The sequence below is a fragment of the Mycolicibacterium sp. ND9-15 genome (genome assembly GCF_035918395.1).
Classification (GTDB): Bacteria; Actinomycetota; Actinomycetes; order Mycobacteriales; family Mycobacteriaceae; genus Mycobacterium.
The window spans coordinates 4,716,828-4,731,601 of sequence record NZ_CP142362.1; the positions used below are offsets into that span (position 1 = coordinate 4,716,828).

Below are 14,774 nucleotides of genomic sequence, written 5' to 3' on the forward strand. Positions count from 1 at the left end.
GGTCGAAAGCATGTTCGAATCAGCCAGCGACGTGGAGTTGCTCGACGCGATGCGGGATGCGCAGCAAGCCGAACGTGTCGCCGTCGCCCGCAAGTTCTTCGCTGCGGGCCGGTTCGGGTTGCGGCGCTTCGCCGCAATGGGCAACACCCACGAAAGCTGGTGCGTCGACGACTGGGATGTCATAGCCTCCGAAGTCGCGGCCGAACTCGGAACGAGCCGAGGACGCGCGTCCTCGCTAATTGGTTATGGCAAAACGCTAATCGAGCGGATGCCTCGGCTGGGCGAAGTCTTCCTCGCGGGACAGGTCGATTTTCGGGTGATCAGGACCATCGACTATCGAGTCGGGTTGATCGTCGACGACGAGGTGATGGCCGCGATTGACGAAATGGTGGCACACAAAGCGCCATCGTGGAACAAATTGTCTGACGCCAAGATTGCCCAGTTGGTCGACTGGATGGTGCTCGATGTCGATCCCGACGCGCTGCGCGTTGCCAAGGAGCGCGACGATGACCGTCATATCGGGATCACCCCCACTCGACACGGGATGGCGGATATCTGGGGCAGCATCCGAGCGACCGACGGCACCGTGCTGGACGAAAAGCTCAACCAGCTTGCGGCCACCGTCTGCCGAGACGACCCACGAACCACGCGGCAGCGCCGTGCGGATGCCCTGATGGCGCTCGTTGCCGGAGAATCCAGGATGGCATGCAAGTGCGAAGCGCAACGGTGCACCGCAGCAGAGCGCTCCGCTGCGACACCGGATGTCGTGATCCACGTGCTTGCCGACGAAGCAACGGTGAGCGGTGAGAAGAGCACGCCGGGATACGTGGCAGGGCTCGGCCCGGTACCGGCACCGCTGGTGCGCGAGATGGCCGAGACCGCCAAGCTCAAACCCCTGAGCATCCCGAAGAACTTGCTTGCCGAACCCCAGTATCGGCCGTCGGCGGCGTTGGCAGACTTCGTCCGCTGCCGCGATCTGACGTGCAGATGGCCCGGATGCGATAAGCCGGCCTGGAAAGCGGATATCGACCACACGGTGCCGTACCCGGCGGGGCCGACGCATCCGTCGAACAACGCCTGTTACTGCCGCTTTCACCACCTGATGAAGACTTTCCACTGCGGACCCCATGGCTGGCGCGAAGAGCAGTTACCCGATGGCACAATCGTTTTCACATCGCCCAGCGGCCGTGTCCACGTCACCGAACCGCTGAGCGCACAGTTGTTCCCCCAACTCGCGGCGTCCACCGGCGCCCTCACCCTGAGTGCCGGCCCACCGCCGGGTGAATGGCGGGGTGCGTCAATGCCGAAGCGAAAACGCACCCGCGCTCAAGATCGCGCGTACCGCATCGAACGGGAACGCGCCATCAACGCCGCGCGCTATGCCGCGGACCCCCCGCCCTTCTGATCGCGGGGCAGCAGACGTAACCCACGCCACAATTGTTTCGGAAACGTTTCCGGCGACCGGACGGCCCAGCGCAAGCCATGTGAGCGGGTGTTGACCTTTCGGTCACGGACCTGCAACCGCTGCGGAATGGCCACCCGCGATCGTGATGCCTGTGAAGACTCTGGGCCGTAGCCGCACCATCGAGAACTGGGATGCCGAGGACGTCGAGGCGTGGGAATCCGGCGGTAAAGCCATCGCGAAGCGCAACCTGATCTTCTCGATCTTCGCCGAGCACGTCGGCTTCTCGGTGTGGTCGATCTGGTCGGTGATGGTGCTGTTCATGCCGCAGGACGTCTACGGCATCGATGCTGCGGGCAAGTTCTATCTGGTCGCGATGCCCACCCTGGTCGGCGCCTTCATGCGCATCCCGTACACCATCGCCCCGGCGCGCTTCGGCGGGCGCAACTGGACCATCGTCAGCGCTCTACTGCTGCTGATCCCGACGGTGCTGACGCTGTGGGTGATGAACAACCCGGGCACCTCCTACACCACGTTCATGATCGTGGCGGCAGTCGCGGGTGTCGGCGGCGGCAACTTCGCCTCGTCGATGACAAACATCAACGCGTTCTACCCGCAGCGGCTCAAGGGCTGGGCGCTCGGCCTCAATGCCGGCGGTGGCAACATCGGCGTACCGGTGATCCAGCTGGTCGGCCTGCTGGTGATCGCCGCCCTGAGCAACACCGCACCCGAAATCGTCTGCGCCATCTACCTTGTGCTGATCGCGTTGGCCGCACTGGGTGCCGCGCTGTTCATGGACAACCTCGGCAACCAGCGGTCGGACCTCGGTGCGATGGCAGAAGCGTTGCGGTTCAAGCACTCCTGGGTGATGAGCTTCCTCTACATCGGCACATTCGGCTCCTTCATCGGCTTCTCGTTCGCGTTCGGGCAGGTACTGCAGATCAACTTTCTCGCCGGCGGTGACAGCACGGCCCAGGCGTCGCTGCACGCCGCGCAGATCGCGTTCATCGGTCCGTTGCTCGGCTCGATCGCAAGGCCCTTCGGCGGCAAGCTGTCCGACAAGGTCGGTGGCGGCAGGGTCACCCTCTACACGTTCATCGCGATGATTTTCGCCGCCGGAATACTGGTGACGGCGGGTGTCCTCGACGACGGTATGGCAGGCGCGGCCACCGGCGCGCAGCTTACCGCCTACGTCACCGGCTTCATCCTGCTGTTCATCCTGTCGGGCCTCGGGAACGGTTCGACGTACAAGATGATCCCGTCCATCTTCGAAGCCAAGGCCCAAGGTCGTGACGAATGGAGCCGCGAAGAGAAGGCCGCCTGGTCCCGCAGCATGTCCGGTGCGCTGATCGGCTTCGCCGGTGCGGTCGGCGCGCTCGGCGGTGTGTTCATCAATGTCGTCCTGCGCGCGTCCTACGTCAGCGACACCAAATCCGCGACCAACGCATTCTGGGTGTTCCTCGGCTTCTACGTGATCTGCGCGGTCGTCACCTGGTTCGTGTTCCTGCGTATGCAGACCTCGCGGGCCGGTGCGGGCGAACAGATCGATCGCGCCGCCGCACGGGTGCCGGCCTGACGCCCATGGTGACCAGGACGGCGTGCTCGTACTGCGGCGTGGGCTGCGGTATCGAGGTGCACACCGCCACCGACCGCGATACCGGCAGGCCGGTCATCGCGCGGGTCGCCGGAGACAAGCTGCACCCGGCCAACTTCGGCAGGCTCTGCACCAAGGGCGCCACCCACGCGGAGTTGATGCGCGCCGACGGCGGCCGGCTGGCATCGGCACTGCTGCGGCCCAGCCGGAACGAGGAACCGGTCCCGACGCCCGTCGACGACGCGGTCGCCGAGGCGGGGCGGCGGCTCCGGGCGATCGTCGACGAGCACGGCCCAGATGCGGTCGCGCTGTACGTGTCGGGCCAGATGTCCTTGGAAGCCCAGTATCTTGCGACCAAGCTGGCCAAGGGGTTTCTGCGCACGGTGCACATCGAGTCCAACTCGCGACTATGCATGGCCAGCGCCGGCACCGGCTTCAAGCAATCACTGGGCGCCGATGGACCACCGGGGTCCTATGCCGACTTCGACTGCACGAACCTGTTTTTCGTCATCGGTTCCAACATGGCCGACTGCCACCCGATTCTGTACCTGCGGATGGTCGATCGGCTCAAGGCGGGCGCCGAGCTGATCGTCGTCGACCCGCGCCGTACCGCCACAGCCGAACGCGCCGACCTCTTCCTGCAGATCAAACCGGGCACCGACCTCGCGCTGCTCAACGGCCTTCTGCATCTGCTCGTCGAAAGCGGGGACATCGACCGTGATTTCATCGACGAGCACACCGACGGCTGGGCGGCGATGCCGGCGTTCCTCGCCGATTACACCCCCGACCGGGTCGCCCGCATCACCGGACTCGCGGAGGCCGACATCCGCACCGCCGCACGGATGATCGCCGCGGCGGGGGACTGGCTGAGCTGCTGGACGATGGGGCTCAACCAGAGCACCCACGGGACGTGGAACACCAACGCGATCTGCAACCTGCACCTGGCGACCGGGGCGATCTGTCGGCCCGGCAGCGGACCGATGTCGCTGACCGGACAGCCCAATGCGATGGGCGGACGCGAAATGGGCTACATGGGACCGGGATTGCCCGGCCAGCGTTCGGTGACCTCGGCAGAGGACCGCGCGTTCGTCGAGGAGCAGTGGAACCTGCCGCCCGGCACGATCCGTACCGACGTCGGCCCCGGCACCATTGAGATGTTTCGTCAGCTTGCCGACGGCAAGATCAAGGCGTGCTGGATCATCTGCACCAATCCGGTTGCGACCGTCGCCAACCGGTCGACGGTCATCGACGGCTTGCAGGCCGCTGAACTCGTCGTCACCCAGGACGCCTACCGCGCCACGGCCACCAACACCTACGCCGACATCGTGCTGCCCGCCGCGATGTGGGGTGAGTCAGACGCGGTAATGGTCAACTCCGAACGCAACCTGACCCTGCTGCAGCAGTGCATTCCCGCGGCGGGACAGGCCCGGCCGGACTGGCAGTTGATCTGCCAGGTGGCCGCCCACATGGGATTCGCGGAGCACTTCTCCTACACCTCCAGCGAGCAGATCTTCGACGAGATCCGGCGGTTCTGGAACCCCACGACCGGGTACGACCTGCGCGGCGCCAGCTATGCGCGGTTGCGGCAGACTCCGGTGCAGTGGCCATGCCCGCCGAACGACGAGGCGGACCGCCACCCCATCCGCTACCTCAACGACGGTGTCAGCCAGGAGTACTTCGTCGACGAACGCGGGCACGCCCCCCGACTGGCCTTCCCGACCCCGTCGCGGCGTGCGATCTTCCATGCCCGACCGCACATGGACGCGCGGGAACTGCCCGATGACGACTACCCCTTGGTGCTCAACACCGGTCGGCTGCAACATCAGTGGCACACCATGACCAAAACGGGGCGGGTCGATGCCCTCAACAAGCTCGACGGCGGGCCGTTCGTCGAAATTCACCCCGACGATGCCCGCACCCTCGGCATCGAGAGCGGGCAGCCCGTCGAGCTCACGTCGCGGCGCGGCCGCGCGGTGCTGCCGGCCACCGTCACCGACCGGGTGCGTCCGGGCTGTTGTTTCGCACCGTTCCACTGGAATGACGACCACGGCGCCGGCCTGGCCGTCAATGCGCTCACCAACGACGCCGTCGACCCCGACTCACTGCAGCCCGAGTTCAAGGTCTGCGCGGTCAACCTGCGGCCCGTCGCCTCGCCGGCGCTCACCGAACAGGAATCGCTGTACGTGTCGGGCTTTTTCAGCGGGCTGGCCGAGGCCCAGTCGGAGGTCCCGGTACTGCCCGATTCCGCGCCCGTGTGCAGCGAAGTGCGGCACTGGATCAACGGGTTGCTCGCCGGGCAGTCCCGCCCCCCGTCCGAGGAGCCGACGGCATCGCCGCAACTCGACGATGGTCCGCTCGTGTTGTGGGCGTCGCAGACCGGCACCGCGGAGGACTTCGCCGCGCGACTGGCCGACCGGCTCGGCGGGGCGCAGTGCGTGAACATGGACGAACTCGCGCCCGCGGACCTGGCCGTGGCGCGCGACGTGCTGGTCGTCACCAGCACCTTCGGCGACGGCGGGCCACCCGACAACGGTGCCGGCTTCTGGCAGCGGCTGCAGTCCGAGGCGCCGGCATTACCGGGGCTGCGGTACGCGGTGCTGGGTATCGGCGACCGGTCCTACGACAACTTCTGCGGTCACGCCAAGGCGGTCGACGCCAGGCTGGCGGACCTCGGCGCGGTCCGGCTGCTCGAGCGCGCCGAATGCGAAGCCCATGACGACGAGCGGATGCGGCGTTGGGCAGATGACGTGACCGCACTGCTCAATCCCGAGATAACCACCTCGCCACCGTCGGGAAGTGTCTCGACAGTCGTGCGGCCCACTACGGTCGCGCAGCCGTTCACACGGGCCAGCCCCATCGTCGTGCCGCTGTCGCGGAACGTGCTCCTGAGCGGGCCGGCATCACGAAAAGAAGTGCGGCAGTTCGGCTTTGACGTATCGCAGCACGACGTCAGCTACGCCGCCGGCGACTCGCTGGGGGTGTGCGCCACCAACGATCCCGTCGTGGTGGACTCTTGGCTCGCCGCCACCGGCATGCCGGGGCAGTACGTGGTCGAGGTGGACGGCGCCGAGAAGTCGTTTCGCGACGCGCTGATCTCGCACTACGACTTCTGCCGGATCACCCCGGACCTGGTGCGCTTCATCGCCGAGCACAGCCGTGACGCCAAGGTGCTGAACGCGCACAAGGCGAAGCTCGACAAGTGGCTGGCCGGCCGCAACGGGCTCGACCTCGTCCAGGAGTTCGTCGTCCACGCCGACCCCGACGAGTGGCGGGAGGTGCTGGTCCGGCTTACCCCGCGCAGCTATTCGATCTCGTCGAGCCCGCTGGTCAGCCCCCACGAGGTGCAGTTGACGGTGTCGGTGGTGCGCTACCGCGGCGCCCACGGCGGGCGGCGCGGCGGGGTCTGCTCGACCTTCCTCGCCGACCGCGCCGCGTCGGCCCCGGTGTTTCTGCAGCGATCACCGCACTTCCGCCCGCCCGAAGACGGATCGATCCCGATGATCATGGTCGGTCCCGGCACGGGCATCGCACCGTTCCGCGGGTTCCTGCAGGAGCGGCGGGCCCTCGGCCACCGCGGCCGCAACTGGTTGTTCTTCGGCGAAGAGCGCCGCGACCAGAACTACTACTACCGGGACGATTTCGAGGACATGGCCCGCGACGGCCTGCTCGACCGGCTGGATCTGGCATTCTCCCGCGATCAATCGTCGAAGGTGTACGTCCAGCACAGAATGCTCGACCGGGGCGCCGAGGTGTGGCGCTGGCTCGACGACGGCGCGCACTTCTACGTCTGCGGCGACGCCGCCCGCATGGCCAAAGACGTCGACGCCGCGCTGACCACGATCATCGAGCGGCACGGCAGGATGTCGCACGAGCAGGCACACGACTACAAGCGCGAACTGGTCGCGACCAAGCGCTACGTGCGGGACGTGTACTGACCTGGTGTCCGAGGGGGGACTTGGCCATCTACGACACGGGTTAAGACCTGGCGAATCGGTACCTGATCGTCATCCGTGCTGGGGTTGACTCACTCCAATGTCGGGCGCTCGGACTACGGGTCGAGTTGGGCGGGCGCGACTCGGCACCCGGCGGCTTGGGCTCCGGTGTGCAGGCGTCGGTCCCAAACGGCGACGATCAGGTTGGGGTCGCCGACTGCCAACGCGCTGGCCAGATGGACAGCGTCGGCTCCGCGCAAGGCGTGGGCTCGGGCGAGGTGGCCGGCGTGCTGCTCAACCGTCGCGGTGAGTTCGACTGGGCGGGTGGCGGCCCAAAAGTCTTCCCACTCACGCTCGGCAGTGGCGAGCTCGGATTGGGTCAGGTCGTGATTGCGGGCTGCTGCGGCGAGTGCGGCGCGGACTTCGGGGTAGGCCAGGCGGCTGGACAATGCGGCGTCGCAGCCGTCCCACAGCGCGGACGCCAGCGAGCTTCCTGTCTCCGTGGTGAGAAGTTTGACGAAGGCGCTGGCGTCGAAGTAGACGAGCGGCACCGGTCAGCGCCGCTGGTCGCTGACCCGGTCAGACACCGGCCGCCGCGGTCGGGGCCCGGACCGGCCCGCAGCGACGGGCCGCTGCGCGGTGGCCTTGCCAATCACGCCTTCGGCCGTGAGACGCTCCAAGGTGCCTGCGCTGTCGAGCGCGGTGAGTCGCGCGACCGGAATCCCGCGGTCGGTGATGACGACTTCACCGCCAGCTCGAGCGCGATCGAGCCAATCGCTGAGGTGCGCGCGCAACTCGGTCACGGATACATCCATACCCTGAACTGTACACTCACTGAACCGTGATTTGTACATGTCACTACTGAGTGTGGCACCGGCGACCTGGACTGGTCGCCTTCGTCCGAGCCGCATCCGAAGATGTTGCGGCGGAGAGTGTTTGCCGTCCCCGGTGGGACATCGGCGCAGCTGGCGTTCGTAGTCAGCCGCGTGGAGACGGCAGCTCAGCCGTGTCGGAAGTCGGTTCCCGCCGTACCACAGATTTGCGACATCAACGCGATGCCCAATCGATGTCAGCAAATTCGGAAATCCCTCTCTGATCGACTTCAGAGCGGGTTAGCTATATTACTAGCTAACAAATTGTGTCCGAGGGGGGACTTGAACCCCCACGCCCGTTAATTGGGCACTAGCACCTCAAGCTAGCGCGTCTGCCATTCCGCCACTCGGACCTGCTGTGGGCAGCTAAGGCTATCGGATCACCGAGGCCGGACCCAAACCCAGCGGGCAGGTCAATGGTACGAATGGTGACTGTGACTGGTCCCGTCAATGCCGAGGCGGAGGTCGTCGACCTCGTCAGCACGCTCATCCGGTTCGACACGTCCAACACGGGCGACCCGGCCACCACCAAGGGCGAGGCCGACTGCGCCCAGTGGGTGGCCGATCGACTCCAAGAGGTCGGGTACACCACCCAGTACGTCGAGGCGGGCGGGCCGACCCGGGGCAACGTGTTCGCCCGACTGGAGGGCGCCGACCCCTCGCGCGGGGCGCTGCTGCTGCACGGCCACCTCGACGTGGTGCCGGCCGAGGCCTCCGACTGGAGCGTGCACCCGTTTTCCGGCGCCGTCGAGAACGGCTACGTGTGGGGACGTGGCGCGGTCGACATGAAGGACATGTGCGGCATGATGATCGCGATCGCGCGGCACTTCAAACGCGCCGGCATCGTCCCCCCGCGTGATCTGATCTTCGCGTTCCTGTCCGATGAGGAGGCCGGCGGGAAGTTCGGGTCCCACTGGCTGGTCAAGAACCGCCCGGACCTGTTCGACGGGGTCACCGAGGCGGTCGGGGAGGTCGGCGGCTTCTCCTTGACCGTGCCGCGCAAGGACGGCGGTGAGCGACGCCTCTATCTCGTCGAGACCGCGGAGAAGTCGATGAACTGGATGAAGCTGACGGCGCGCAGCCACGCCGGGCACGGTTCGATGATCCACGACAGCAACTCCGTGACCGCGGTCGCGGAGGCGGTCGCGAAGCTGGGCCGTCACGAGTTCCCGCTGGTCATGACCGAGGCCGTCGGTCAGTTCCTGCAGGCGATCACCGAGGAGACCGGGTACTCATTCGACATCGAGTCGCCGGATCTACCGGGCGCGATCGCCAAGCTCGGCCCGATCGCCCGCGTCGTCGGCGCCACGCTGCGCGACACCGCCAACCCCACCATGCTCAAGGCCGGGTACAAGGCCAACGTCATCCCGGCGTCGGCCGAAGCCGTGGTGGACTGCCGCATCCTGCCGGGCCGCCAGGCCGCCTTCGAACGCGAGGTCGACGAACTGATCGGCCCGAACGTAACCCGAGAGTGGGTCACCCAACTGCCGTCCTACCAGACCACCTTCGACGGGGACCTGGTCGACGCGATGAACGGAGCGATTCTGTCGGTGGATCCCGACGCCCGCATCGTGCCGTACATGCTTTCCGGCGGGACCGATGCAAAAGCATTCGCTCAGTTGGGGATTCGGTGCTTTGGCTTTGCGCCACTGCAATTGCCGCCAGACCTCGATTTCACCGCGCTGTTCCATGGCGTCGACGAACGGGTACCCGTTGACGCGTTGAAGTTCGGTACCCAGGTCCTCGAGCACTTCCTGCTTCACTGCTGATAGGAAAGGACAAGTCAATGGCGTTTGACTACAACCCGTACGAGTTCCTCCCCGAGTTGCCGTCGTTCACGCTGACGTCGGAAACCATCGAAGACGGCCAACCGCTCGGCAACGACCAGGTCAGCGGCATCATGGGGGCCGGCGGCAGCGACGTCTCGCCGCATCTGGCGTGGTCGGGCTTCCCGGAGGAGACCCGCAGTTTCGCGGTCACCGTCTACGACCCCGACGCCCCGACCGGATCCGGCTTCTGGCACTGGGCGGTGGCAAACCTGCCCGCCACCGTGACCGAACTGCCCGCCGGCGTCGGGGACGGCAGCGGACTGCCCGGCGATGCGCTCACCCTGCGCAACGATGCAGGACTCAAGCGCTTCATCGGCGCGGCCCCGCCGCCAGGACACGGCGCGCACCGCTACATCGTCGCCGTGCACGCCGTCGACGTCGAGAAGCTGGATCTGCCCGAGGACGCGACCCCGGCCTACCTCGGTTTCAATCTGTTCCAGCATGCGATCGCGCGGGCGCTGATCCACGGCACCTACGAGCAGAAGTAGCGAAACCTGCTCTGCGCGCTTCGATTACCTGCACGACTGGCTTTTCCCGGGACTTGACGTATGGTCGCCGTTGGTGATTGCCACTTCTGCGTAAGGAGCGACAATGGCTGACAAGAAACCGGGGAAGAGTCCGAAGAAGGCCGAACGGTCGATGAAGGAGCGCCGCGCGGAGAAGCGCCAGCGCGAAGCCGAGGCGGGCGAATTCATCCGCAAGCGCAAGCGTTACTGAGCCGAAGAACCCACCGCATCGGCCAACGAGCCGAAGCCTCCCTCGTGCAGGCGGTGGGCGATGCCGTCGTGGATTCGCTTGGGCCAGAACCCGCCGCCGTACACGAACCCCGTGTACCCCTGCAGCAGTGAGGCGCCGGCGGTGATCCGATCCCAGGCGTCCTCGGCGGTCTCGATGCCGCCGACACTGACGAGCACCAGGCGGTCACCGACGCGGCGGTACAGCCTGCGCAGCACCTCCGCCGAGCGGCGCGCGACCGGCCGTCCGGAGATTCCGCCGGGGCCCAGGTCGTCGACGCCTTCGGTGGTCAGTCCGTCGCGTGACACCGTCGTGTTGGTGGCGACGATCCCGGCGAGGCCGAGTTCGACTGCCAGGTCGGCGATCTCGTCGACATCCTGGTCGGACAGGTCCGGTGCGATCTTCACCAGCACCGGGGTCGACGTCTCCGCCTGCACCGCGGTCAGGATCGGGCGCAGCGACTGCACCGCCTGGAGGTCGCGCAGTCCGGGGGTGTTCGGGGAGCTGACGTTGACCACCACGAACGACGCGAGCGGTCCCAGCAGGCGGGCGGACGTCGCGTAGTCCTGCACCGCCTCGTCGGCTGGGGTGGCTTTCGTCTTGCCGATGTTCACCCCGATCGGGACATCGGGCAGGTGGCGAGCCAACTTCATGGCGAGTTCGCCCGCGCCGTGGTTGTTGAAGCCCATCCGGTTCAACAGTGCGTGGTCATGAGACAACCGGAACATCCGCGGCTTCGGGTTGCCGGGCTGCGCCTGTGCCGTCACGGTGCCCACCTCGGCGTAGCCGAAGCCGAGTGCACCCCAGGTGTGCAGTCCGCTGCCGTTCTTGTCGAAGCCCGCCGCCAGGCCGAGCGGCCCGGGGAACCGAACCCCGAACACCGTGCTGGCCAGCACCGGATCGCGAGGCCCCAACCACCGTTTCAGCGCGCGCCGCGGCCATGGCAGGTAGGTGACGGCCCGTAGTACGGCGAACACCCACGTGTGAATCCGTTCGGGCGCAACGAGAAACAGCGCACGCCGTAGCGTGGGGTACATCATCGAATCACTGCGCCGGCTGCTCGGGGACGCCCGCGCGACCGGACGCGGTCTTCTTGCGTCGCAGCAACACCCGCCGCGAGCCATCGGTGTACAGGCGGACGTGGGTGAGCTCCCACCCACGGTATTCGGCTTCGATCGACAACCGGGTCGACGCGCTGACGCGGGTCACGTCCGGCGGAAGCCGCAGTGGGATCCACTCGTAATCGTCTGACACGTCGGCCTTGACGGCGTCCTCCCAGCCCGGTGGCATCCGACCGCGGTGAAGGGTGCTCATCGGGCGTAGCCCTTCGCCGCGTCGACGATCACCTGAACACCCGCTTCCGATCCGGACACCACGTACAGCGTGCCAGAGGATTCGTCATAAGCCAGGCAGTTCGGTTGCTGCACGGTTCGATATCGCACTTTCTCGACGGGTATGCCGGTGGCCAGATCGTAGCCAACGACCTCGTTCGCCGCTGTCTGCGACACCCAGGCCAGTGTCGACGACCCCGCCAGACCATAGGGGGCGTCGGGCACCGGATAGCGCTGACGCAGGATCAGCGGGTCCGTACCGAAAACCAGCAGTCCGTCGCCCCGGGTGTCGGCGACCAGCACCCTGCCGTCGCTGTCGGTGACCATCGTCGTCGCACCCTCACCGGCGCGCAGCGCCTGCGTCTGCTCGGCGCCGCTTTCGGACACCGCGGTCACCGACGTCTGGCCCCGGTCCAGTACAATGGCTGTATTACCTTGTGCGACAAGCGCATCGACGCGAGCGAAGATCGCCAGTTCGGCGGCGACGGAGGTGTCGGAGGCCGGCGTGTCGCGGGCCAGCGTGTAGACCGCGCCGTCGGCGCTGCCGAGCACAAGCCGGCCGTCCGCGCGGCGGGCGATCGCGGTGAACTCGGTGTCGGGGTGCCCCTCGACGCCGACCTTGGTGGCGTTGCGGGCGGCGAGGTCGATCCGGTGGTAGCCGCCCCGGGTCGCCGCGTAGGCGTGACCAGCGCCGTCGCCGGTCAACGCGGTGGCTGCGGTCGGCAGCGACACTGTCGCGGCCTCGTCTCCAGCTGCCGAAAACACCGTGACCTGCGATTGGCCGGCCACACCAGGGGCCAGCACGGCCAATGAACCGCTCGCCGCGTCGACGATCGCGGCCTGTGCGTGGCCGGCCAACGGCCGCACCACGCCGTCCGGTCGGCCGGCGACCGGCGGGGATTCGGCCGCCTGCGCGGGCGCGATGGTTGGTGGGGCATCGGATGGCCCGGACGAGCAGCCGCCGACCATGAGGATTGCCAGCACCGTCACGATCCAGCGAACAGGCTGGCTCGAGGTGTTTATTTTCGGCGGCAAGGGGTAGCTCTCGGTCGTGCGTACGGTAGATCGACTGATTCGCCAGTCTAGGCAGACCGCGCGCGGTTCCTTTTCGGCCGCCCGCCGTGCCCTCGCAATCGTTGGGCCGGTCGGCGGTATGGTGCGATCATGACCCTCGCTACCGACCGCGAACTGGGCGCGGACTTTGCGATCGAGGACATGACCACCGGGCTGCACGCCAGCGGGTTCGGCCAGGTGGGCGACGGCCGGAGCTTCTCGTTCCATGTCGAACGGCAGATGCTGGTCGTCGAGATCTACCGTCCTCGGCTGGCCGGACCGGTCCCGCTCGAAGAGGATGTGGTCGCGGTCTCCAGCCGCAAGCTGACCGATATCGACCTCACCGACCGGCGCAGCGTGGGCGCGGCGGTGCGGGATCTGGTGGCCGAGGCCCAGCCGGTGGCGCGGACCGGCCGCTAGCATCCGCTCACGGTACGGTCGTCGTCGTGACGGACGTGCCGGCGATGTCGTGGGCGCAGGTCGTCGTCCTCGCGATAGTGCAGGGGCTCACCGAATTCCTGCCCGTTTCGTCATCGGGGCATCTGGCGATCACGTCACGCGTGTTCTTCGCCGACGACGCGGGTGCGTCGTTCACCGCCGTCACCCAGATCGGCACCGAGTTCGCGGTGTTGCTCTACTTCGCCAAGGACATCGGCCGCGTCATCAAAGCCTGGTTCAACGGGTTATTCGTCACCGCGCACCGTACCGCCGACTACTGGCTGGGGTGGTACGTGATCGTCGGCACCGTCCCGATCGGTGTTCTCGGACTGCTGTTCAAGGACGAAATCCGCACGGGCGCAAGGAATCTGTGGGCCATCGCGATCGCGTTGATCGCGTTCTCCGCCGTCATCGCCGCCGCCGAGTACTTCGGCCGCCAAGCCCGCACCGTCGAGCAGTTGACGTGGAAGGACAGCATCGTCGTCGGCCTGGCGCAGTGCCTGGCGCTGCTACCCGGTGTGTCCCGTTCCGGGGCGACGATCAGCGCGGGGCTGTTTCTCGGCCTCAACCGCGAAGTGGCCGCCCGGTTCGGCTTCCTTCTCGCCATCCCGGCGGTGTTCGCCTCGGGGCTGTTCTCGTTGCCCGACGCCTTCCACCCCGTCGGGGAGGGAATGAGTGCCAGCGGTCCCCAATTGCTGGTGGCCACCGTGATCGCGTTCGTCGTCGGGTTCGCGGCGGTGGCGTGGTTCCTGCGGTTCCTGGTCAGGCACAGCATGTACTGGTTCGTCGGTTATCGGGTCATGCTGGGAACTGTGGTGCTGATCCTGTTGGCGACGGGCGTGGTGGCCGCGACATGACCGTGATCCTGTTGCGGCACGGCCGCTCGACGTCCAACACCGCTCACACGCTTGCCGGCCGGTCCGAGGGCGTAGACCTCGACGACACGGGGCGCGAGCAGGCGCAGGCGGTGGCGGCCAGAATCGGCACGCTGCCGATCCGTGCGATCGTGCGATCGCCGCTACTGCGGTGCGAGCGGACCGTGGAGCCGCTGGCCGCCGCGCTGGGCTTGGGCGTGGTCGTCGACGAGCGGATCTCCGAGGTCGACTACGGGGCCTGGACCGGGCGCAAGATCGCCGACCTGGTGAAGGAGCCGCTGTGGACGGTGGTGCAGCAGCAACCCAGCGCGGCCGTGTTCCCCGACGGAGAGGGTCTGGCTCAGGTGCAGGCCCGCGCGGTGGCCGCGGTGCGCGAGCACGACCGTCTGCTGGCACAGGAGTACGAGGGCGATGCGCTGTGGGTGGCGTGCACCCACGGCGATGTGATCAAGGCGATCGTCGCCGATGCGCTGGGCACCCATCTGGACAGCTTCCAGCGGATCACCGCCGACCCGGCGTCGATGAGCGTGATCCGCTACACGTCGATGCGGCCGTTCGTGATCCACGTCAACCACACCGGTGACCGACTGACGTCCGGGCTGCTTCCCAAACCGGCCAGGACCGACGGCCAAGCCGACTCCGGACATGGGGAAGGAGATGGAGACGTGCCGCCGGAGGACGCGGTCGTCGGCGGTTCGACCGGCTGATCGCGA

General features: G+C 67.1%; 13 protein-coding genes, 1 tRNA gene and 1 pseudogene. 9 read left to right on the top strand and 6 right to left on the bottom strand.

All coding sequences use genetic code 11. The features are described 5' to 3' along the window. Positions 1–10: 10 nt before the first annotated feature. The 3 genes from QGN32_RS22320 (at position 11) to QGN32_RS22330 (ending at position 6,931) form a co-directional block, all read left to right on the top strand. The gene (locus QGN32_RS22320; protein WP_326546347.1) at positions 11–1,405 is read left to right on the top strand and encodes an HNH endonuclease signature motif containing protein; all 1,395 of its coding nucleotides are present in this window, start codon (positions 11–13) and stop codon (positions 1,403–1,405) included. 145 nt (positions 1,406–1,550) lie between these two features. Then, positions 1,551–2,978, top strand: a complete 1,428-nt coding sequence (locus QGN32_RS22325) for a nitrate/nitrite transporter (RefSeq protein WP_326546348.1) — start codon at positions 1,551–1,553, stop codon at positions 2,976–2,978. 5 nt (positions 2,979–2,983) lie between these two features. Continuing rightward, positions 2,984–6,931 (top strand): bifunctional nitrate reductase/sulfite reductase flavoprotein subunit alpha, encoded by a 3,948-nt coding sequence (locus QGN32_RS22330; protein ID WP_326546349.1) that lies wholly within the window; start codon positions 2,984–2,986, stop codon positions 6,929–6,931. Positions 6,932–7,044: 113 nt separating this feature from the next. Here QGN32_RS22330 and QGN32_RS22335 read toward each other — a convergent pair whose 3' ends face one another. From QGN32_RS22335 to QGN32_RS22345, 3 genes and pseudogenes are all read right to left on the bottom strand, one after another. Then, positions 7,045–7,479, bottom strand: a complete 435-nt coding sequence (locus tag QGN32_RS22335; protein ID WP_326546350.1) for a type II toxin-antitoxin system VapC family toxin — start codon at positions 7,477–7,479, stop codon at positions 7,045–7,047. A 3-nt stretch (positions 7,480–7,482) separates the two neighbouring features. Next, positions 7,483–7,807: pseudogene (locus QGN32_RS22340) on the bottom strand (type II toxin-antitoxin system Phd/YefM family antitoxin); the annotation flags it as partial. A 260-nt stretch (positions 7,808–8,067) separates the two neighbouring features. Next, positions 8,068–8,153 (bottom strand) — tRNA-Leu (locus tag QGN32_RS22345). A 72-nt stretch (positions 8,154–8,225) separates the two neighbouring features. On the opposite strand from QGN32_RS22345, the gene QGN32_RS22350 reads away from it, so the two are divergent. The 3 genes from QGN32_RS22350 (at position 8,226) to QGN32_RS22360 (ending at position 10,346) form a co-directional block, all read left to right on the top strand. Next, positions 8,226–9,569, top strand: a complete 1,344-nt coding sequence (locus QGN32_RS22350) for a M20/M25/M40 family metallo-hydrolase (protein WP_326546351.1) — start codon at positions 8,226–8,228, stop codon at positions 9,567–9,569. Between the two features lie 17 nt (positions 9,570–9,586). Next, complete coding sequence (locus tag QGN32_RS22355) at positions 9,587–10,117, top strand: YbhB/YbcL family Raf kinase inhibitor-like protein (protein WP_326546352.1); 531 nt, start codon at positions 9,587–9,589, stop codon at positions 10,115–10,117. A 103-nt stretch (positions 10,118–10,220) separates the two neighbouring features. Beyond that, the gene (locus QGN32_RS22360) at positions 10,221–10,346 is read left to right on the top strand and encodes a hypothetical protein (protein WP_326546353.1); all 126 of its coding nucleotides are present in this window, start codon (positions 10,221–10,223) and stop codon (positions 10,344–10,346) included. On the opposite strand, the gene QGN32_RS22365 is transcribed toward QGN32_RS22360, so the two are convergent. Genes QGN32_RS22365 through QGN32_RS22375 form a run of 3 tightly spaced genes read right to left on the bottom strand, consistent with a single transcriptional unit; the run spans position 10,340 to position 12,730 of the window. Then, the gene (locus QGN32_RS22365) at positions 10,340–11,401 is read right to left on the bottom strand and encodes a quinone-dependent dihydroorotate dehydrogenase (RefSeq protein WP_326549207.1); all 1,062 of its coding nucleotides are present in this window, start codon (positions 11,399–11,401) and stop codon (positions 10,340–10,342) included. The two genes, QGN32_RS22360 and QGN32_RS22365, sit on opposite strands and share 7 nt — an antisense overlap. A gap of 7 nt (positions 11,402–11,408) precedes the next feature. Continuing rightward, positions 11,409–11,678, bottom strand: coding sequence for a DUF5703 family protein (locus QGN32_RS22370; protein ID WP_326546354.1), 270 nt, complete (start codon positions 11,676–11,678; stop codon positions 11,409–11,411). Then, the gene (locus QGN32_RS22375) at positions 11,675–12,730 is read right to left on the bottom strand and encodes a YncE family protein (protein ID WP_326546355.1); all 1,056 of its coding nucleotides are present in this window, start codon (positions 12,728–12,730) and stop codon (positions 11,675–11,677) included. Before QGN32_RS22375 ends, QGN32_RS22370 begins: the two co-directional genes overlap by 4 nt. Before the next feature lie 129 nt (positions 12,731–12,859). On the opposite strand from QGN32_RS22375, the gene QGN32_RS22380 reads away from it, so the two are divergent. From QGN32_RS22380 to QGN32_RS22390, 3 genes are read left to right on the top strand one after another with little or no spacing between them, the layout of a single operon-like run. Then, the gene (locus tag QGN32_RS22380; protein WP_326546356.1) at positions 12,860–13,168 is read left to right on the top strand and encodes a hypothetical protein; all 309 of its coding nucleotides are present in this window, start codon (positions 12,860–12,862) and stop codon (positions 13,166–13,168) included. Positions 13,169–13,212: 44 nt separating this feature from the next. Beyond that, positions 13,213–14,043 carry an undecaprenyl-diphosphate phosphatase gene (locus QGN32_RS22385; protein ID WP_326549208.1) on the top strand — a complete coding sequence of 277 codons (831 nt, stop codon included), beginning with the start codon at positions 13,213–13,215 and terminating at the stop codon, positions 14,041–14,043. Further along, entirely contained in the window at positions 14,040–14,768 is a 729-nt protein-coding gene (locus QGN32_RS22390) for a histidine phosphatase family protein (RefSeq protein WP_326546357.1), read from the top strand. The genes QGN32_RS22385 and QGN32_RS22390 overlap by 4 nt, the downstream gene beginning before the upstream one ends. Positions 14,769–14,774: the final 6 nt, after the last annotated feature.

Excerpts from the sequence above, each read along its gene's own strand:
- QGN32_RS22325 (WP_326546348.1), top strand. The coding sequence starts at position 1,551 with ATGCCTGTGAAGACTCTGGGCCGTAGCCGCACCATCGAGAACTGGGAT.
- QGN32_RS22320 (WP_326546347.1), top strand. The coding sequence starts at position 11 with ATGTTCGAATCAGCCAGCGACGTGGAGTTGCTCGACGCGATGCGGGAT.
- QGN32_RS22330 (WP_326546349.1), top strand. The coding sequence starts at position 2,984 with ATGGTGACCAGGACGGCGTGCTCGTACTGCGGCGTGGGCTGCGGTATC.
- QGN32_RS22355 (WP_326546352.1), top strand. The coding sequence starts at position 9,587 with ATGGCGTTTGACTACAACCCGTACGAGTTCCTCCCCGAGTTGCCGTCG.
- QGN32_RS22370 (WP_326546354.1), bottom strand. The coding sequence starts at position 11,678 with ATGAGCACCCTTCACCGCGGTCGGATGCCACCGGGCTGGGAGGACGCC.
- QGN32_RS22365 (WP_326549207.1), bottom strand. The coding sequence starts at position 11,401 with ATGTACCCCACGCTACGGCGTGCGCTGTTTCTCGTTGCGCCCGAACGG.
- QGN32_RS22350 (WP_326546351.1), top strand. The coding sequence starts at position 8,226 with ATGGTGACTGTGACTGGTCCCGTCAATGCCGAGGCGGAGGTCGTCGAC.
- QGN32_RS22390 (WP_326546357.1), top strand. The coding sequence starts at position 14,040 with ATGACCGTGATCCTGTTGCGGCACGGCCGCTCGACGTCCAACACCGCT.
- QGN32_RS22360 (WP_326546353.1), top strand. The coding sequence starts at position 10,221 with ATGGCTGACAAGAAACCGGGGAAGAGTCCGAAGAAGGCCGAACGGTCG.
- QGN32_RS22380 (WP_326546356.1), top strand. The coding sequence starts at position 12,860 with ATGACCCTCGCTACCGACCGCGAACTGGGCGCGGACTTTGCGATCGAG.
- QGN32_RS22385 (WP_326549208.1), top strand. The coding sequence starts at position 13,213 with ATGTCGTGGGCGCAGGTCGTCGTCCTCGCGATAGTGCAGGGGCTCACC.